Genomic DNA, 17,991 nt, shown 5'->3' with positions numbered 1-17,991 from the left:
GACCATGAAATTCACGATCAAACTCAAGCTTGGCCTGGCCTTCGCCGTCATGATCGTCCTGTTGCTTGCGACAGCGATCTATGGAGTTACCAGTCTCTCCGAGCTGAACAATGCGATGACGCAGATGTCCAACGGACCTGTCGCTCGCCTGGATCTCGCCCAGAGGGTCAGCGTGGCGCAGTTGCAAAGCATCCGCCAGCAGAAGAACCTGATTGCCGCTACGACTCCGACAGAGATCGATGCGGCGCGCGAGAAGGGCAACGCAGCACGCGTCGAGTTGAAGACTGCGCTCGACAAAGGGCTCAGCATTGCCACAGAGCAAGGCAAGCCTCGCTGGCTGAAGATTCAGGAATTCGCCGCCAAGGCAGATGCCGTCGACGATCGCATTCGCGCAGCCATCCAGTCAGGAGCAGCGGATCAGGCCCAACGCTTGTCTGTCACCGAAGGGCGCGAGGCAGCCAACGGACTGGACGCAGCCGTCGATGAACTGGTGGCATTGTCGAAACAGCAGCTGGCCGATGCCAACACCGAAACCGATATTCTTTACGAAACCACGCGAAACCTTATGGTCGGCGTCGCTGGCGTTGCAGTCGTCATCGCGTTGTCAGCCGCCATCTGGATTTCGATGACAATCAGCCGGGGCCTTGCTCGAGCAACTGCTGGCGTGCGCAACGTTGCAGAGGGTGACCTTACCCGCACGGTTGAGATCTCTACCAAGGATGAGATCGGCGAACTGCTTGGCCACGTCAATGTCATGATTGAACGGCTTCGGGGCGTTGTTGCCGATGCGCTGGCCGCGTCGAGCAATGTCTCGTCGGGCAGCCAGGAGCTTTCGGCAAGTTCGGAAACCCTGTCGCAGGGTGCCACCGAACAGGCATCATCGGCCGAAGAGGCCTCCGCCTCGATGGAGCAGATGGCTGCCAATATCAAGCAGAACGCCGACAATGCCGCCCAGACCGAAAAGATCGCCCGCCAGTCGTCCCGCGACGCCGAAGCCTCCGGCCAGGCCGTCAACCGCGCTGTCGGTGCCATGCGCACCATTGCCGAGAAGATTTCGATTGTCCAGGAAATCGCCCGCCAGACCGACCTCCTGGCGCTGAATGCCGCCGTCGAAGCGGCCCGCGCCGGCGAACACGGCAAGGGATTTGCGGTGGTCGCCTCGGAAGTGCGCAAGCTCGCCGAACGCTCCCAGGCCGCGGCTGCGGAAATCAGCGCGCTGTCCGGTGAAACGGTGCAGGTGGCAACGGAAGCCGGGGATATGCTCAACAGGCTGGTGCCGGATATCCAGAAGACCGCGGAACTCGTCTCGGAAATCTCCGCCGCCTGCCGCGAGCAGGATATCGGTGCGGCCCAGATCAACGAAGCCATCCAGCAGCTCGACAAGGTGACCCAGCAGAATGCCGGCGCATCTGAAGAGATGTCTGCCACATCGGAGGAGCTTGCCGCTCAGGCCGAGGAACTGCAGGCATCCATCGCCTTCTTCAAGGTCGATCAGGCTGGAGTTAACAAGCCTGCCAAGCGTAACGCACCTGCTGCCAGCATCCATAAACCCGCTCAGGCAAACCGCGCGGCGCCGCGCCAGTTCAAGCAGGACCACTCGGTGGTCAGCCAGCAGGCCCGCGCCAAGGGTTTTGCTCTCGATATGTCGATGGGCGGGCCGGACTCCGACGACGCGGATTTCCGCGAAAGCGCCTAAGAGGCGCCTGAAGAAGAAGACCCTGGGCTTCGGCCCGGGGACCGTCGTCGCATGTATGCGACGACGTCATGCCGGTTCGCCGGCCTGCAGGGGGTGAATGTATCGTCCTGACTGCGTTTACAAAGCTACCGTCTCCGGATGGAGCAGATTTGTCATCGCATTGCAATCGGGACACAATATCATGCGCTTCACCATTAAGTTCAAACTCGCGATCGCCTTTGGCCTGGTGATATTGATGTCGATCGGCATGGCTGTTCTGTCGATCATCAACCTTTCCTCGCTCAATTCCTCGATCACAAGCCTCGTCCAAGGCCCCGCAAGCCATCTTGAGAGCCTGAACGCGCTTTCGACATCGCTTGCAAATACGATCCGCGCCGAAAAGAACGCCATACTGAATACCGATCCGGCGAAGATCAGCGGATATCGCCAGAACATTGAAGTGGCTCGCAAGGAGATCGAGGAGACCCTGGCAGAGTTCGAAAAGGCGACGGATCCCCAGTTGCATTCCAAGATCGGCGAGATACGGTCGGTATATCCCTCGTTCGTCGCGGTGCAGAATGATGTGCTGACGCTTGCCACCCAGAACACTGCAGAGAGCAATCAGCGCGCCGGCGAGATTTCGATGACCGAGGGCGCTGTCCTGGTCAACCGTCTGCTCACTCTGATGGCGGATTTGACGGGCCTTATCAAGACCGATCTGCATGCTACGGACGAAGCCACCAACGGACAATACGCCCATTCGAGAAATCTGCTCATCGGCATGGGTATCGGACTCGTCGTGTTCTCTTTCCTCGTCGCCTTGTGGATTGCGCTTGGTATCAGCTCCGGTCTTCGAAAGATCATGGGTGTCGCCAGCGCCGTCTCCATTGGCGACCTCAATCAGAATGTCGAGATTAAGACGAATGACGAGATCAAGGATCTCGTCGATACGATCAATGTGATGACGTCCAACCTTCGCAATACCGCAAATATCGCAGATCAGATTGCCAACGGTGACCTGATGGTTTCGCCGAAACCGCTTTCCGAGAAGGATGTACTTGGATTGGCGCTGCAGAGCATGGTCGAACGCCTTCGCGGCGTTGTTGCCGATGCGCTGGCCGCGTCGAGCAATGTCTCGTCAGGCAGCCAGGAGCTTTCGGCAAGTTCGGAAACCCTGTCGCAGGGTGCCACCGAACAGGCATCGTCGGCCGAAGAGGCCTCCGCCTCGATGGAGCAGATGGCAGCGAACATCAAGCAGAACGCCGACAATGCCGCCCAGACCGAAAAGATCGCCCGGCAGTCGTCGCGCGACGCCGAAGCCTCCGGCCAGGCCGTCAACCGCGCTGTCGGCGCCATGCGCACCATTGCCGAGAAGATTTCGATCGTCCAGGAAATCGCCCGCCAGACCGATCTTCTGGCGCTGAATGCCGCCGTCGAGGCAGCCCGCGCCGGCGAACACGGCAAGGGATTTGCGGTGGTCGCCTCGGAAGTGCGCAAGCTCGCCGAACGCTCCCAGGCTGCGGCTGCGGAAATCAGCGCGCTGTCCGGCGAAACGGTGCAGGTGGCAACGGAAGCCGGGGATATGCTCAACAGGCTGGTGCCGGATATCCAGAAGACCGCCGAACTCGTCTCGGAAATCTCCGCCGCCTGCCGCGAGCAGGATATCGGTGCGGCCCAGATCAACGAAGCCATCCAGCAGCTCGACAAGGTGACCCAGCAGAATGCCGGCGCATCCGAAGAGATGTCTGCGACATCGGAAGAACTGGCCGCTCAGGCCGAGGAACTGCAGGCATCGATCGCCTTCTTCAAGGTCGATCGCACCGGCTCCAAGCAGCGAGGCCAGATCGCAGCAACCAAGCAAGCCCCGGCAAGATCTTCAGCACAGCCGACGCATAAAGGCTACACCACCCGGCCGGCTGAACAATCGTTGGCGGCGCAGCAGGCCCGTGCCAGGGGTTTCGCCCTCGATCTGTCCATGGGTGGGCCGGACTCCGACGACGATGATTTCAGGGAGCGTGCATAATGGCTGCAATATCTTCCGAAGCGCAATTCGTAACCTTCGCCCTCGGCGAAGAGCTCTTCGCGGTCCCCGTGGAGGTGGTCCGCGAGATCCTTGACCACGAGGAGCCGTTCAAGATCCCGCATGGCCCGGAATATCTTCTGGGGCTGCGCGATGTCCGCGGTCAGGGTGTCCCGGTTATCGATCTGCGTCTGCGTCTCGGGATGTCCAGGACCGTCAAGACGTCCCATACGCGGATCCTGGTGCTCGATGTGCCTGTCGCCGATCGCGTTCTGGCGCTCGGTCTTGTGGCAGATCGGGTTTTCGAAGTCGTGCCGTTCCGCAGCGAGCAGATCGAGACCGCACCGGACATCGGCGTGCGCTGGCGCTCGGACTACATCGCGGGCGTCGTGCGACGGGACGGCGGCTTCGTGGTCATTGTCGATCTTGCGCGACTGTTCTCGGATTCCGGTTCGGCCCTCGCAGATGTCGGGCCGCAGGCTCAGGTCGCGTAGGAACAGGGACGCGGGCCTGGAAAGTCAACATGACGGGGGTGAGTGCGTGAGCATGGCGATGAGAAGCCAGCCGCTCGACGATCGGTTGAGCAAGCGCGATTTCGACGTACTGGCGGAATACATATACAATTACAGTGGCATCAAGATGCCCCATACGAAAATGACCATGCTGGAGGGGCGGCTTCGGCGGCGCCTGCGGGTCACCGGCATGCAGACCTTCGACAGCTACTGCGACTATCTTTTCAAGCAAGGCGGCATCGAGGCGGAAGCAATCTTCCTCATCGACGCGGTCACAACCAATAAGACCGACTTCTTCCGTGAACCGAAACATTTCGAATACATGACGAAGGCGGCACTGCCGGATATCCTGCGGAACTTCAACGATCGGCGCATCCGTACCTGGAGCTCCGCCTGCTCGACCGGCGCAGAACCTTACACCATGGCCATGGTGCTGTCCGACTATCTTGCGGCCAACGCGCCGGAGAGGGATTATTTCGTACTCGCAACGGACCTCTCCACCGATGTGCTACAGAAGGCTCAACGCGGCATCTATCAGAGCGAACTTCTTCAGCCGGTCCCGTCGGAGATGATGCGGAAATACGTGATGCGGGCGTCGGACCCCCGCCGGCATGACATGCGTATGGCTCCCAAGCTCCGTTCCCATGTGGGCTTCGCACGGCTGAACCTGATGGACGACGCCTATGCTGTCGGCGATCCAATGCATATGATCTTCTGCCGCAACGTATTGATTTACTTTGATAAACAGACCCAGAACCATGTACTGACAAGGCTCTGTGACCGGCTGATGCCGGGGGGTTATCTGTTCATTGGCCATTCCGAAACGGTAACGGGGTTCGATCTGCCGATCAGACAGGTCGCGAATACGATCTTCAGGCGAGTATGAGCATGACGGGCAAAATCCGCGTCCTGATCATCGATGACTCGGCGAGCGTCCGGCAGATTTTGTCTTCAATCCTGTCGGCCGATCCCGATATCGAAGTCATGGGGGTCGCCAACGATCCCTTCATGGCGGCGCGGAAGATTCGTGAAGAAATTCCCGACGTCATCACGCTCGATGTCGAAATGCCCCAGATGGACGGCATCACGTTCCTGCGCAAGCTGATGTCTCAGCATCCGATTCCGGTGGTGATGTGTTCATCGCTGACGGAAGCCGGATCGGAAACTCTGATGCAGGCGCTGGAAGCCGGCGCCGTGGATGTCATCCTGAAGCCGAAGATCGGCGCGGCGGATCATCTCGCCGAAGCGGCCGATCGCATCCGGACTGCGGTCAAAGGTGCCGCTCGCGCCCGGGTCGGCAAGCTGCGCGCATCGCGACTTGTGGAAGGAAGCACAACCGCCAAGCTTACCGCGGATGCGATCCTGCCGCCTCCAAGAGCCGGCGCCATGGCAAAAACGACCGAAATGGTCGTCTGCGTCGGCGCGTCCACCGGCGGCACCGAAGCATTGCGCGAGCTTCTCGAGGCCCTGCCCGCTAACTCGCCGGGCATCGTCATCGTCCAGCACATGCCGGAGAAATTCACCGCAGCGTTTGCCCAACGCCTTAACAGCCTCTGCCAGGTCGAGGTCAAGGAGGCTGTCGATGGCGATCCTGTTCTGCGTGGCCACGTGCTGATTGCGCCCGGCGACAAGCATATGCTGCTCGAACGGCGTGGTGCCCGTTACGAAGTCTCCATCCGGTCAGGGCCGCTCGTCAGTCGCCATCGCCCTTCTGTCGACGTGCTGTTCCGCTCCGCCGCGAGGTCGGCGGGCGCCAACGCCATGGGCGTTATCATGACCGGCATGGGCGACGACGGCGCCCGCGGCATGAACGAAATGCATCAGGCCGGCGCCTATACCGTTGCCCAGGATGAAGCCACCTCGGTCGTCTTCGGCATGCCGAAGGAAGCGATCGCACATGGGGGCGTCGACAGGATCGTGCCGCTCGACCAGATCGGGCGGGAAATCCTAGCTGCCGATCGCCGGCGGTGAAATCTGCCAATTCAGCCTTCATGCCTCATTAACCATGTTTGGCAAGAATGACGCCACGCATCATGAGGGTGCGGTGAAGAGCAATTTGCGCTCGGCAGCCGGACGGGGACCCAAGATGCCAGTTATAACCTTTGCCAACACCAAGGGCGGTGCAGGCAAGACCACCGCCGTGCTTCTTCTCGCCACAGAACTGGTAGAGCAAGGCTATCGCGTCACGATCCTCGATGCCGATCCGCAATACTGGATCTCGCGCTGGCATCAGCTCTCGCCGGCGGACGACAGGCTCAATGTCATCTCCTATGTCACCCAGGCGTCGATCGAACGCCATATCGCCGAAAATCGGCACAAGACGGACTATTTCGTGCTGGATCTGCCCGGCGCCCAGAGCCCGCTGCTTGCCAAGGCGATCGGCCTCTCAGACCATGTCCTGATCCCCATCCAGGGCTGCGCCATGGACGCCCAAGGGGGCGCCAACGTCCTGGAACTACTGCGCTACCTCGCAGAAAAGGCCAACCTCCGCGTGCCCCATTCCGTGGTGCTGACGCGCGTCAACTCCATGGTGACCACTCGCGCCCTGCTGACGGTCAAGATGCTGCTCGCAGAGCGCAATGTCGACGTGCTCGATACGCCGATCATCGAACGTGCTGCGTTCCGCGACATCTTCGATCTCGGCGGCACGCTTTACACGATGGACGAAGCCCGGATCAGCAATCTCGACAAGGCCCGGCAAAATGCAAGGCTTTTCGCGCTGGAAATGCTCCGCCGCGTGCCATTGCACAAACGCGCGCCGCTTTCGAGCCGCTTCGTCCGGGCCGCCTGAAGCGCGACCGGAAGAACTCTGCCTGGAGGTGAGTTTATGGCCGCGTCTTCTTGATCACGGTCACCGTGCCGGCATCGGCATCGACTGTAACCCAATCGCCGGTCTCGATCACCAACAGCGGATCCCGATCGAGATCGGTGACCGCCGGCACGCGGGTGACGACCGCACCGAGCGCGATCTTCGTCGTCATCCGCGTAAAGATCATCGCCGCAGGCTGGACGCCGTTCAATCGCGTCATATGGAAATAGGCCGACCAGCCGGACGAGCCCTTGGCGCCGGGAAAGACCAGAACCTTGCCGGCGAATGAGACCCCCCTGAGCTCGTGGCGACGTTCAATGATTGCACCGCTCCGCTCGTTGATGCCGCCCCAGCCGGAAATCGTCTCTGATGTCACCAGCGCCTCGCCCTCCGAGCGGCCCCCCACCACCTTGCGCCCTTTGAGGACGATGGTTTCAGTTCTGGTTTCGGCCGCGATATCCATCAGATCCTCCCGTTCCACGTCCCCGTCAGCGCGGCATCCACGCAATCACGTACGGAGCCGAACCAACCCTGCACCCCGGTGATCGCCGGCAAGTAATGCGCCTGCTTGGCGGAATCGGTGGCGATGACGCGGGTCCCCTGCGGCAAACGGCGGGAGATGGCGGGACAGGTGTCGCTCATCACGACGCCGCCCGCTTCCTTGATGACATCGATATAGCCATTGCGTTCGGCGACCTGCTTGATGGCCCGCGGCGTGTGCACCCACAGCGCCACATCGGAGTGAATTCGCTTGCCCTCAAGGAGATGAGCGATCAGTGACATCTGATCGATGGAGTTATGCGGGCAGCCAAGCATGATGAAATCGACTTTTTTCTCGGTCGCGCTCTGCAGCTTCTCATAGGTCTCGCGACGTTGTTGAGAACCGTACCGGAACGTGCCCTGCATTTTGCGGCCACCAAAGGCTTCCTCGACCGATTCCGCTTCCGGCGTGATCCCGGGGATATGATACATCTCGACACCGCCCGACGATGCCGCGGCAGCGCCAAAATGTTTGAGCTTGACGAGATCCGGCTGGCGGATAGGGCCTTCCACGACGGGAATATCTTCGCCGATCACCTCGCCGAGGTAATAGCCCAAAAGGCCCCAATCCATCATCTCGTCGACCTCGATATCGAGCTCGACCAAATGGGTGCCGCGACGGTTTTCGGTGATGTGGAACCCCCAATAGGGAATTCGGCCCGTCAGCGCCGCGGCACCGGTACTTTCCTTTCCCTCGACATTGGTTCGGGCACCCAGCACGGAGTTGCAGTAGATCACCGCTGAGGATTCCATCCAAGCGCAATGCTCGCCCTTCACCGGCACATTGCCAACCTGATAGGGCGTGCAGGTGGCGAACATGTTGACGCCGCGGCGACCGAGGAACTTTTCGTTTTCCCGCTGCATGTCCACAAGGGATTTATCAACGCCCTGCAGTTCCCAATTGTCATTGTCGATACCGGTGATCAGCTGGCAGGTATGTGCCACCATATGCGGCACCTCCACCACCTCGTCGCTGTCGAGGTTGAGCTCGGAATAGACATGCTCCATGCCCTTCCGGGCGATCGGCTGCACAGAGGGCGTCGAGGCGTTGAAGGCACCTGCAACATTGTTGGTCTCGACCAGCCGTTCAGCGCCGAGCGCTTCGCCGTAGCGCACGAGCAGGTCCATGGCACGTGCCTTGGCACGGCCGTGCTCGCCGTCATACATAGCCTTCTCATAGTCGCTCAGCTTCATCGCTTCCTCCTCACGATGCGGCGCGCATTTCCTCGTCGGACCAGCGATAATGCTTCTTTTCGACATTATCGGAAACCCGTTCGCGAAGTGCTGCGAGATCGATCTGGTGCACGCTGCCCGTCCCGGCAAGATCGAGGGCATTGGCGGCGGCCATGCCCATGCCAATGCAAGGCCCCATGACCCTTACACTCGAAAGGGCGGCGGAATCCGCATCGATACACCGGCCGGCGGCCGCAACGTTATCGCATTCCTCCGGCGTCAGGCTGCCGAGCGGGATGTAGTGGGCATGGTCCTCGTCGAAGGTGATCCAATGATGACCGTCGCCATGATCGTGCAACTCGATCGGCCACGCCGTGCGGGCGACAGCATCGTCAAACCTGGTGCCAGCCTTTATCTCTTCCACCGTCAGATGATGCCGGCCGGCGATCCAGCGGGTCTGACGGATGCCCGGCAGGCCGAAGGAGCGGATGCGGGCATTGCCGAAGCATTCGGGAAACTCCGCCTTCAGGAACTCCACAGCACGCGCTGCCTGGTCTTTGCCTTCAAGCGCCTTCCTGGATGCCTCAACCGGATCGAGCGGCGTCTCCACATGGGTCATGTTCATTGCGGCGATGCCGCGGCCGGGAATAGTGAAGCCAAGCCCCTCGCGACGCAGGAGGCCGTAACCCGCGCCCTTGTCCTTCATCCGGTCGGCGATCTCGTAGCGCGTCGGCTGCTTTGCCTCATCGATATTCTCCAGCACCACCATCTGCGTGCCGAAGACGCCGCCCCTTTCGGGCTCGCGGCACGCAAAACCGGCTTGCCAGACGAGTGCGGCATCGCCGCTTGCCTCAACCCAGCCCGTAGCCTCGACGGATACGCCGCCGTAACGCGTCATGAAGTCCGTCTGAACGATACGTCGTCCCTCGACATGCACGTCGAGAATGGTGGCGCCAAGCACGACCTGAATACCCGCCTCAAGAACGGCATTCTCCATCCAGCGCCCGAGCGCCACTTCGTCGTAATAAACGACGGTGGTATTTGGTCCGTGCCGGTAATGGACTGCCTTGTCCTGCGTCTCGAGGTAGGCCAGCAGCTCATCGGCCACGCCGTAGGTGAATTGATAGCCGTGGGTGCCGTTGGAAAAGAGGCCGCAGAAGGTGGCGATGATCGAGTTGACGGCCTGTCCGCCAAGCGCTGCCTGTCCATCCACGATGACCACCGAACGGCCGAGCCGAGCCGCTTCGAGGGCTGCGGAAATCCCGGCGATACCGGCGCCGACGACGCAGATATCTGCCTTAAGCTTGCGAAACGGCGCCGCCTTTTCGCGCCTGACGATCCGGGTTTCCCTGCTCAGCATCTGTGACATCACGCCTCTTTCGCACGGTGCCGTATCCTACCGGCACTTATCGGTCGGATGGTAGCTGAAGATACCGTCATCGGAACCCGGCAAGTTAAGCGATCAGCTTTCGTGTTTTGCGAAAACTGGAAGGCAAACAAGCGCTGATCCTGTCAGAAGGCAGGAATGTCCTGCGTTGGAATTCCCTGCGCAAACCGTTTCTGCGCATAAGCGATGAACTCGGCGACGACGTTCCTGTTCATCTTGATGCGCGGCACCGACGCCTTGACCCATAACGGTTCAACCGGAAACTCCGGCATCACTTCCTCCAGCATACCATTGTCCAGATCCGACTGCGCGAGGAACCGCGGGAGGATCGCGAGCCCTAATCCCTGCCTGGCGGCGGCAAGCAGGATACGGCTGTCGTTCGCGGTGAAATTCGAGGTTATTTCCACGTTGAGCGCGCTTGTTTCCAATTGGAAGGTCCAGGTCGTGCCGATGGTATGGAACGTGATGCATTCATGGCCGACAAGCTCTGTCGGAGTCTTGGGCCTCCTGCGGTTTGCAAAATAACTCGGTGCCGCGCAAAGGGCTCGCGGATACGGGCAGAGCGGGTGGTCGATCACATAGGCATAGGATTGCGGCAACGCGCCCACCGCCACATCGAACCCTTCCTCCAGCGGGTTCACGGAGCGGTCGAGCAGCACGATCTCCATCTTGACCCGCGGATTGGCCGCCTGGAAGGCGGCACAGATATCGCCGAAGAACATCGACGTCAGCGTCGTCGGCGCCTTGATGCGCAGCGAACCTGTCAATCCCAGTTCCTGCGTATTGGGCGTGGCTAAGGTCTCCTCGATCTCCCCGACGAGAAGCTGCAGCCGCGGCCTTAACCGCTCCCCATCGAGCGTCAACGCCAAACGTCGCGTCGTACGCACGAAAAGCTGGGTTTTCAGATGATCTTCGAGACGCCTGACCCGCTTCGTGATGACGGAGGTCGCAACACCTAGATCGCGACCGGCCGCAGAAAAACTCCCAGCGCGGGCGGTTGCGAGAAAGGCGCCGATATCGAGAAGTATGTTCACTGTCTTCTCATTCCGAGCAAAAATCGAAGCGGGCATCAGACATGCAAATCAGAGCCTGCGCAACTTCGCCTTATTTACAAAGCGCGCTATGAAATGCGAACTCCGCCGTCACCCGTTCTGCCGCCCTGATCTCGGAGAGGCGCAATGCCATCCAGGCAGATACGGTCGCCCAGGCGGCGCGCATATAAGCGTCCGCGCGGTAAAGCGCCGCGTCAGGATCACTCTGCATCGCCATCATCCGCTCGCTCAGCGCCTCAAAGTCGTCGAGAACCGTAAGCAGCGCCTCTGACGCCTCCGGATGTTCTGCGGAATAGGCGTCCACCTCCTCCCGCGCCTTCTGAAGAAAAACGCTGAGCCCCTTGCCCTCGTCACGCCAGAGGCGCCGCGTCAGAAAATCCAGCGCCTGCATACCCGTCGTGCCTTCGTAAATTGTCATGACGCGGGAATCCCGCAGATATTGCTCGAGGGGCCAATCACGCGTGAAGCCGGCGCCGCCGAGCACCTGTATTGCCCGATGGGCGACATCGAAGCCCGTTTCCGCGCCGAAACTCTTGATCAGCGGCAGCATCCAGCCGCAAAAATCCTCCAGGCCCGGCTCGGCTTCCAGTTGAGCCAGATCCATGGCGGTCGCCAGTTCCAGCACTGCTGCGCGCATGATTTCGGTCGAGCTGCGCAACTCATGGAGCTGTCGCCGAATATCCGGATGGCTGGCGATCGGCACCGGTGGCTGGTCCGCCGGGCCACCCTGTCGGCGCTCTCGGGCATAGTCCTCGGCAATATCGGCGGCAGCGGACGCAATCCCCAGCCCCTGGCAGCCGGTGAGAAGCCGCATCAACTCGATCATGGTGAAGAGCTGCGGCAGGCCGCGCCCTTCCTTGCCAAGCAGAACCCCCCTTGCACAGTCGAACCTCATGGCGCAGGTCGGGGAACCGTGCAGGCCCATCTTCTCTTCGATGCGGTCCACCGAAACCCCGTTCGGCTGGCCGTCGACGAAATTCGGCACGAGAAAGAGGCTGATGCCGCGGGTGCCCGGCTGACTATTCGTGCGGGCAAGCAGGCAATGACCGATGCGTGTTGCCATGTCGTGATCGCCGAAGGAAATCCAGATTTTCTGGCCCGTGATAAGCCATTCTCCATTCTGCAGCTCAGCCTTGGTGCGAAGCCGGCCGACATCGGACCCGGCCTCCGGCTCGGAGATGCAGATCGTGGCCGCCCATTCGCCCGCGGCGAGTTTTGGTACCCATTCGTTTGCGGTCGCTTCGTCAGCGGTTTCGGCCAAAAGATGCGCCGCGGCACGCGTGGAGCCCGCGGCCATCATCAAGGCGACGCAGCCGCGTTCGAAGAGTGGGGCGCAAGCGGCATGAAGCGTCAGCGGCACCGCCTGCCCGCCGAATTCCTCAGGCACGTCCATTCCGAGCCAGCCGGCTTCGGCATATTGCCGAAACGCATCGGTAAAACCATCAGGAGTCTTTACCCGTCCATCAACGACCCGTGCGCCGACCCGGTCACCGACCGTATTCAACGGCGCCAGTATGCCTTCGGCAAAATTCGCCGCTTCCCCGACGATCGCCACGACCGTCTCATCGTCGCAATCTTCCCGCATCTCCTTCAACCGGTGCCAGCCCGGCGTCAGGGCCAGGAGATCCAGCGTCCGGTTTGCCTGATCCTCGAAAGACATCAACGTCACCGCGGCTGCATGCGGATGGCGCCGTCGAGCCGGATGACCTCGCCGTTGACATACTGGTTCTCGATGAGGAACCGCACCGCATCGGCAAATTCCGCCGGATCGCCGAGCCTCGACGGATAAGGAATGGCGGCCGCCAGGCTAGCCTGCGCCTCCTCAGGCAGTTCGTGGAGCAAGGGCGTCAGGAAAATGCCGGGCGCGACGGTGTTGACGCGGATGCCGAAGCGCGAGAATTCACGCGCCGCCGGCAGCGCCAGGGAAACTATGCCTCCCTTGGATGCCGCATAGGCCGCCTGACCGACCTGCCCCTCAAAGGCTGCGACGGAGGCCGTGTTGACGATCACGCCGCGCGCCTTGTCATCCCGTTCCGGCAGCGCCGCCATGCGCTCGGCCGCAAGCCGCATCATGTTGAACGTGCCGATCAGGTTGATGCGGATCACTCTTTCGAAATCGGCCAACGGCATCGGGCCTTGCTTGCCGAGGATGCGTCCGGCGGTGCCGATGCCTGCGCAGTTGACGAGAATTCTAAGACCGTCGCCAGCTCCGGCTGCGATATCCAGTGCACGCGATGCATCGCCTTCGTTTGTCACGTCGCCAAGGAGCGCCGTCCCGCCAACTTCACCCGCTACCTTCTCCGCGGCAGCCGAATTGCGGTCGAAGATATGCACGATCGCCCCAAGTCTCGCGAGCTGGCGCGCCGTCGCCTCGCCGAGCCCCGATCCGCCGCCCGTCACAACCGCGCTCGCTCCCTCGATCTTCATGCCGCAAGCTCCTTCCCGACGCGAATGACATCCACTCCATCCGCATAAAGCGCCTCCACCAGATCCTTACGTTGGGCGAGCACGGCGCGCTGGTTGATCGAACCCTTGTCGGTCACCTCGCCCTTTTCGAAACGCAACGGGTCGGTCATCAGCATCACACGCATGATGCGCGTCGCCGAACCGCTTGCCTGCCGCTGATGCTCGGCCAGGCGCGAAGCAATGGCCGCCCTTACCTTGGGGTGATCGATCACCGCCTCATCGGAAAGACCGGTCTCTCCTGCAATGATCTCCCGTAAAGCCGGCATGAACGGCACGGCAAGCGCGCCGAGTTCCGCCCGGTTCTCGCCGGTGATGACGGCATCGCGGATCAGGCCGCCGAACTGGTTGACGAACTGAGCGCGCAACATGCCGACGGCCACCCAGGTGCCGGTCTGCAGCTTGAAATTCTCCGCCGTCCGGCCGTCGAAATAGAACCCCTTGCTCGGATCGCCTGGCACCGCAAACTTGACGGCGTCGCCGATACGGTAAAATCCTTCTTCATCGAAGGCGGCTGCCGTCAGCTTCTCGTTCCGCCAATAACCGGGGGTGATGTTCGGACCCTTCAGGCGCAGTTCGAACTTGTCTTCGAAGGGCACCAGCTTCAGCGTGACGCCTTGAGCAGGTATCCCAATATTGCCTGGTTTGTCCTGAGGATCCGTGCAAAAAAGCGAAAATGGCGCCGTTTCCGTGGAACCCAGGCCCGTGCCGAGGGGAATGCTTCCCCCTACAGTCATTTCCGCAAGCTCGATCAACGCGTCCCAGGTGTGCTGCGCCATGCCGGCGCCGGCGTACATCATCATTTTCAGGTTCTTGAAGAAGTTCTGGCGGAGCGTATCGTCCTCGCGCATTTCCTGCACCAGCATCTCGTAACCGGCAGGCACGTTGAAATACCAGGTGGGCGAGATCTCTCTCAGATTGGCGATTGTCTGGCCGATCAGCTTCGGCGTCGGCTTGCCGCGGTCTATATAATAGGTGCCGCCGTGATAGATCACGAGGTTGAAGCACTTGTTGCCGCTCGCCGTGTGGTTCCACGGGGACCAATCGACAAGGACCGGCGGCTCGTCGCGGAAATAAGCATAGCAGTCAGCCACCATTTCCTGGTTCGAGCAGAGCATGCGTTGAGTCTGGATCACTCCCTTGGGAGAACCCGTAGTGCCGGAAGTGAAGAGAAATTTCGCCACCGTATCAGGGCCGACAGTGTCGAACGCCTCGTCCACGGCCGCTGTCGGCTCGGTACCGATGACGTCCTCAAACTGATATGAGTTGGACCGGTCACCCGGGAGATTGCTGATGGCAACGAATGGGATATCATCGCCGAAAGCCGTATCGACGGCTTTGCGGAAGACGGCCGCGTCATCGGCGAACACCAGGCCCGGCGTGATCTGCGCGGCAATTTCGGCAAGCTTCCCAAAGTCGGCGGATAGCGTTGCATATGCCGGCGCGATCGCAGCCGAAGGGATCCCGACATGCTGGGCACCGAGCGCCATCAGCGCGTGTTCGATCGAATTTTCGGAGAGAATGACGAGGGGTTTTTCGGCAGAAAGCTTCAAGTCGAGCAGAAACTGACCGATGCGCCTCACCCGATCGAGCGCCTCTCCATAGGTTACGGTCCGCCAGCCCCCTGTCGCGTCGCGATCGGCCATCCAGGCGCGGTCGGGCGCAGTCTTTGCCCAATGCACCAGCCGCTCGTTGAGCTTGTCCGGATAAGGACCGAGGGGATCGTCCCGCCAGACCAGGAACTCGCCATTCGGCCGCTCCTCCCACTTTACCACAGGCGACCACAGCTTTACATCACGCGCGGATTGACCGGCCATGACACTCCTCCCAGACGTCAATGCCTCCACAGGCTCCCAAAAATTTGTTTACAAGGAAACAATCTCCATGTAAACGATCAAAAACTCAAGGCGGATGAATGGGAGCGTCCGTTGCTGGAGGAGTAAGCACAAAATGGCCGATCAGACGGCAACGAGCTTCGTAACCTATGAGCTCAAGGGCAAGATCGCCCATATTGGTCTCAACCGCCCGGAAAAACGCAACGCCATCAGCGACCGCTTCGTCGAGATGATCGCCGAGGCAATAGCTCGCGCCGAAAGCGAGGCGAAGGCCGTCGTCCTGTTTGGCCATGGCGACCACTTCTGTGCAGGGCTCGACCTTGCCGAACATGTGAAGAAGACGCCGATCGAAGGCGTGCGTGGTTCGCGCCGCTGGCATGCGGTATTTTCCGGCATCGAACACGGCACCATCCCGTGGATTTCGGCATTGCATGGCGCAGTGGTTGGCGGTGGCCTGGAGCTTGCGGCAGCCACGCATATCCGCGTTGCGGATCGTTCGGCCTTTTTTGCGTTGCCCGAAGGCCAGCGCGGCATCTTCGTCGGCGGCGGCGGCTCCGTGCGGGTCGCGCGGCTGATGGGCGTGGCACGTATGACCGACATGATGCTGACCGGCCGTGTCGCTTCCGCGGAGGAGGCGGAGGGCTGGAACCTCGCCCAGTATGTCGTCGAAAAAGGCACAGCACGGCAGAAGGCGCATCAGCTGGCCGAAGCGGCCGCGAGCAATGCCGAGATTTCCAATTACGCGGTCATCAATGCGCTGCCGCGCATTCAGGATATGGCCAAGGAAGACGGCCTGTTTGTCGAATCCTTCATTTCCTCGTTTACCGCCACCAGTCCGGAAGCGGAGGAGCGGCTGCGGGCCTTCCTGGAAAAGCGGGCCGCACGCTTGAAGGCGCCGGGTTCGGCCTGAGAGGACACCATCATGGATATGCCAGTCCGCACGTCTGAAGACGTCGACCTAGACCGGCTCAGCACGGCGCTCGGCTTCCTGATGCGGCTCGCGCAGCTCAAGATCTATGAGCGGTTTTTCGAAGAAGTCGGAGAGCACCACCTGAAACCGGGCGAGTTCTCCGTTCTCTGGGTCATCCTTCACAACCCCGGCATCCGCCAGAGTGTGCTCGGCCAAAGGCTGATGATCAAACGCGCCCACATGACCAAACTCATCCGCGCGCTGGAAGATCAGGGCCTGGTCACACGCCAGGTCCCTGACGATGATCGCCGGGCGGTCGAAATCACGCTTACGCCGGCTGCCGCAGACAAAATCAGACAGGCAAGCCATTGGTTTTTCACCTACGAGGATTCCGTCGGCGAAAACCTGACCAGGGACGAACGCCAGCAACTGACGGGCCTCTTACGGAAATTCGTCGGGATTGACTGAAACAGGATCGGGAGGAGCCGGCCTTGAATATCGATGAACTGCTCGCCATCGACATCCATACTCATGCGGAGGAACCCTGCTGCGGTCCGCGCGACGACGGCTACGACGAATTCCAGGCGGGCATGGCGAAATATTTCAAGAACCCGGCCGGCCACAAGGGCATGCTGCCGACGGTGAATGAAACCGCCGTCTATTATCGTGAGCGCAAGATCGGCTGTGTGATCTTCCCGGTCGACGCCGAACGGGAAACAGGCTTTCGTCGCTACAACAACGAAGAAGTGGCGATGATCGCGGCCGAAAACAGCGACATCATGATCCCATTCGCCTCGATCGATCCCGCGAAAGGCAAGGCCGGCGCACGGGAAGCCCGCCGCCTTGTGCGGGAGTTCGGCGTCAAGGGTTTCAAGTTTCACCCGACCATGCAGGGTTTTTACCCCAACGACCGGATGGCCTACCCTCTCTACGAGGCAATTGCCGAGGAAGGCGCGATTACGCTCTTCCACACCGGGCAGACGGGTGTCGGCGCCGGGATGCGGGGCGGCATGGGCATGCGGCTCAAGTTCTCGAACCCGATGCATCTCGATGACGTGGCGGTCGATTTCCCCGATATGCCGATCATCCTCGCGCACCCCTCCTTCCCTTGGCAGGAAGAGGCGCTGTCGGTCGCGACCCACAAACCGAATGTCTATATCGACATGTCTGGCTGGTCGCCCAAATATTTCCCGCCGATCCTGGTGCAGTACGCCAACTCCATCCTGAAGCACAAAATGCTGTTCGGCTCGGATTGGCCGGCAATCACGCCGGATCGCTGGATGGCCGATTTTGCCAATATTCCAATCAAGGATGAGGTGCGGCCTCTGATCCTCAAGGAGAATGCCCGCAAGCTTCTTAAGATCTAAAAAGTCGCGCAACAGCGCGACCCGGCTGCTCAGACTTCCGCGACAAGCGGCGTTGGATCAGAAAGAGCTGTCTGCATGAGATCAGTTAAAAGAGGCGTCAAAGCCGATTGACGCCGGCAGTACCGTCAGTGACGGCGAAGCGCTGGAAAACGGCAGCAGGTGAATTCCGCTGCTTGCGGTCGGCAATGCCGATGAAATCCACCTCCGCAGACCGCTCGCTGAGACGCATGATCGCATAACCATGTTTG

The 17,991-nt window shown here is 60.8% G+C and carries 16 protein-coding genes; 9 read left to right on the top strand and 7 right to left on the bottom strand.

Annotated elements, in window-relative coordinates; all coding sequences use genetic code 11:
* Nucleotides 1–4: 4 nt before the first annotated feature.
* From C5L12_RS18620 to C5L12_RS18595, 6 genes are all read left to right on the top strand, one after another.
* Nucleotides 5–1,696, top strand: a complete 1,692-nt coding sequence (locus C5L12_RS18620) for a methyl-accepting chemotaxis protein (RefSeq protein ID WP_105373553.1) — start codon at nucleotides 5–7, stop codon at nucleotides 1,694–1,696.
* Between the two features lie 181 nt (nucleotides 1,697–1,877).
* A complete protein-coding gene (locus C5L12_RS18615) occupies nucleotides 1,878–3,698 on the top strand; it encodes a methyl-accepting chemotaxis protein (RefSeq protein ID WP_105373643.1) in 1,821 nt (606 codons plus the stop codon).
* Nucleotides 3,698–4,189 carry a chemotaxis protein CheW gene (locus C5L12_RS18610; protein ID WP_105373552.1) on the top strand — a complete coding sequence of 164 codons (492 nt, stop codon included), beginning with the start codon at nucleotides 3,698–3,700 and terminating at the stop codon, nucleotides 4,187–4,189. The genes C5L12_RS18615 and C5L12_RS18610 overlap by 1 nt, the downstream gene beginning before the upstream one ends.
* Before the next feature lie 52 nt (nucleotides 4,190–4,241).
* Entirely contained in the window at nucleotides 4,242–5,093 is an 852-nt protein-coding gene (locus C5L12_RS18605) for a CheR family methyltransferase (RefSeq protein ID WP_105373551.1), read from the top strand.
* A gap of 2 nt (nucleotides 5,094–5,095) precedes the next feature.
* The gene (locus C5L12_RS18600; RefSeq protein ID WP_105373550.1) at nucleotides 5,096–6,178 is read left to right on the top strand and encodes a protein-glutamate methylesterase/protein-glutamine glutaminase; all 1,083 of its coding nucleotides are present in this window, start codon (nucleotides 5,096–5,098) and stop codon (nucleotides 6,176–6,178) included.
* A gap of 115 nt (nucleotides 6,179–6,293) precedes the next feature.
* Nucleotides 6,294–6,998: a ParA family protein gene (locus C5L12_RS18595; protein ID WP_105373642.1), complete on the top strand. Its 705-nt coding sequence runs from the start codon at nucleotides 6,294–6,296 to the stop codon at nucleotides 6,996–6,998.
* A 34-nt stretch (nucleotides 6,999–7,032) separates the two neighbouring features.
* Here the strand turns inward: C5L12_RS18595 and C5L12_RS18590 are convergent, their stop codons facing one another.
* The 7 genes from C5L12_RS18590 to C5L12_RS18560 all read right to left on the bottom strand — a co-directional run bounded on the left by C5L12_RS18590 (nucleotide 7,033) and on the right by C5L12_RS18560 (nucleotide 15,448).
* Nucleotides 7,033–7,479, bottom strand: a complete 447-nt coding sequence (locus tag C5L12_RS18590) for an aconitase X swivel domain-containing protein (RefSeq protein WP_105373549.1) — start codon at nucleotides 7,477–7,479, stop codon at nucleotides 7,033–7,035.
* Nucleotides 7,479–8,750: an aconitase X gene (locus C5L12_RS18585; RefSeq protein WP_105373548.1), complete on the bottom strand. Its 1,272-nt coding sequence runs from the start codon at nucleotides 8,748–8,750 to the stop codon at nucleotides 7,479–7,481. Before C5L12_RS18585 ends, C5L12_RS18590 begins: the two co-directional genes overlap by 1 nt.
* A gap of 10 nt (nucleotides 8,751–8,760) precedes the next feature.
* Nucleotides 8,761–10,098 (bottom strand): FAD-dependent oxidoreductase, encoded by a 1,338-nt coding sequence (locus tag C5L12_RS18580; RefSeq protein ID WP_105373547.1) that lies wholly within the window; start codon nucleotides 10,096–10,098, stop codon nucleotides 8,761–8,763.
* 143 nt (nucleotides 10,099–10,241) lie between these two features.
* Complete coding sequence (locus C5L12_RS18575) at nucleotides 10,242–11,150, bottom strand: LysR family transcriptional regulator (protein ID WP_105373641.1); 909 nt, start codon at nucleotides 11,148–11,150, stop codon at nucleotides 10,242–10,244.
* Between the two features lie 70 nt (nucleotides 11,151–11,220).
* Nucleotides 11,221–12,828, bottom strand: coding sequence for an acyl-CoA dehydrogenase family protein (locus tag C5L12_RS18570; RefSeq protein WP_170109112.1), 1,608 nt, complete (start codon nucleotides 12,826–12,828; stop codon nucleotides 11,221–11,223).
* 5 nt (nucleotides 12,829–12,833) lie between these two features.
* Complete coding sequence (locus C5L12_RS18565) at nucleotides 12,834–13,595, bottom strand: SDR family NAD(P)-dependent oxidoreductase (protein ID WP_105373546.1); 762 nt, start codon at nucleotides 13,593–13,595, stop codon at nucleotides 12,834–12,836.
* Nucleotides 13,592–15,448, bottom strand: coding sequence for a feruloyl-CoA synthase (locus C5L12_RS18560; protein ID WP_105373545.1), 1,857 nt, complete (start codon nucleotides 15,446–15,448; stop codon nucleotides 13,592–13,594). The genes C5L12_RS18565 and C5L12_RS18560 overlap by 4 nt, the downstream gene beginning before the upstream one ends.
* A 133-nt stretch (nucleotides 15,449–15,581) precedes the next feature.
* On the opposite strand from C5L12_RS18560, the gene C5L12_RS18555 reads away from it, so the two are divergent.
* From C5L12_RS18555 to C5L12_RS18545, 3 genes are read left to right on the top strand one after another with little or no spacing between them, the layout of a single operon-like run.
* Nucleotides 15,582–16,376 carry a crotonase/enoyl-CoA hydratase family protein gene (locus C5L12_RS18555; RefSeq protein WP_105373544.1) on the top strand — a complete coding sequence of 265 codons (795 nt, stop codon included), beginning with the start codon at nucleotides 15,582–15,584 and terminating at the stop codon, nucleotides 16,374–16,376.
* Nucleotides 16,377–16,388: 12 nt separating this feature from the next.
* Nucleotides 16,389–16,844, top strand: a complete 456-nt coding sequence (locus C5L12_RS18550; protein WP_105373543.1) for a MarR family winged helix-turn-helix transcriptional regulator — start codon at nucleotides 16,389–16,391, stop codon at nucleotides 16,842–16,844.
* A 23-nt stretch (nucleotides 16,845–16,867) separates the two neighbouring features.
* Nucleotides 16,868–17,743, top strand: coding sequence for an amidohydrolase family protein (locus C5L12_RS18545; RefSeq protein WP_105373542.1), 876 nt, complete (start codon nucleotides 16,868–16,870; stop codon nucleotides 17,741–17,743).
* Nucleotides 17,744–17,991: the final 248 nt, after the last annotated feature.

Source organism: Neorhizobium huautlense (assembly GCF_002968575.1).
Lineage (GTDB): Bacteria > Pseudomonadota > Alphaproteobacteria > Rhizobiales > Rhizobiaceae > Neorhizobium > Neorhizobium huautlense.
This window is presented reverse-complemented; position numbering and strand designations above follow the sequence as displayed.

Excerpts from the sequence above, each read along its gene's own strand:
- C5L12_RS18620 (WP_105373553.1), top strand. The coding sequence starts at position 5 with ATGAAATTCACGATCAAACTCAAGCTTGGCCTGGCCTTCGCCGTCATG.
- C5L12_RS18615 (WP_105373643.1), top strand. The coding sequence starts at position 1,878 with ATGCGCTTCACCATTAAGTTCAAACTCGCGATCGCCTTTGGCCTGGTG.
- C5L12_RS18610 (WP_105373552.1), top strand. The coding sequence starts at position 3,698 with ATGGCTGCAATATCTTCCGAAGCGCAATTCGTAACCTTCGCCCTCGGC.
- C5L12_RS18605 (WP_105373551.1), top strand. The coding sequence starts at position 4,242 with ATGGCGATGAGAAGCCAGCCGCTCGACGATCGGTTGAGCAAGCGCGAT.
- C5L12_RS18600 (WP_105373550.1), top strand. The coding sequence starts at position 5,096 with ATGACGGGCAAAATCCGCGTCCTGATCATCGATGACTCGGCGAGCGTC.
- C5L12_RS18595 (WP_105373642.1), top strand. The coding sequence starts at position 6,294 with ATGCCAGTTATAACCTTTGCCAACACCAAGGGCGGTGCAGGCAAGACC.
- C5L12_RS18590 (WP_105373549.1), bottom strand. The coding sequence starts at position 7,479 with ATGGATATCGCGGCCGAAACCAGAACTGAAACCATCGTCCTCAAAGGG.
- C5L12_RS18585 (WP_105373548.1), bottom strand. The coding sequence starts at position 8,750 with ATGAAGCTGAGCGACTATGAGAAGGCTATGTATGACGGCGAGCACGGC.
- C5L12_RS18580 (WP_105373547.1), bottom strand. The coding sequence starts at position 10,098 with ATGTCACAGATGCTGAGCAGGGAAACCCGGATCGTCAGGCGCGAAAAG.
- C5L12_RS18570 (WP_170109112.1), bottom strand. The coding sequence starts at position 12,828 with ATGTCTTTCGAGGATCAGGCAAACCGGACGCTGGATCTCCTGGCCCTG.
- C5L12_RS18565 (WP_105373546.1), bottom strand. The coding sequence starts at position 13,595 with ATGAAGATCGAGGGAGCGAGCGCGGTTGTGACGGGCGGCGGATCGGGG.
- C5L12_RS18560 (WP_105373545.1), bottom strand. The coding sequence starts at position 15,448 with ATGGCCGGTCAATCCGCGCGTGATGTAAAGCTGTGGTCGCCTGTGGTA.
- C5L12_RS18555 (WP_105373544.1), top strand. The coding sequence starts at position 15,582 with ATGGCCGATCAGACGGCAACGAGCTTCGTAACCTATGAGCTCAAGGGC.
- C5L12_RS18550 (WP_105373543.1), top strand. The coding sequence starts at position 16,389 with ATGGATATGCCAGTCCGCACGTCTGAAGACGTCGACCTAGACCGGCTC.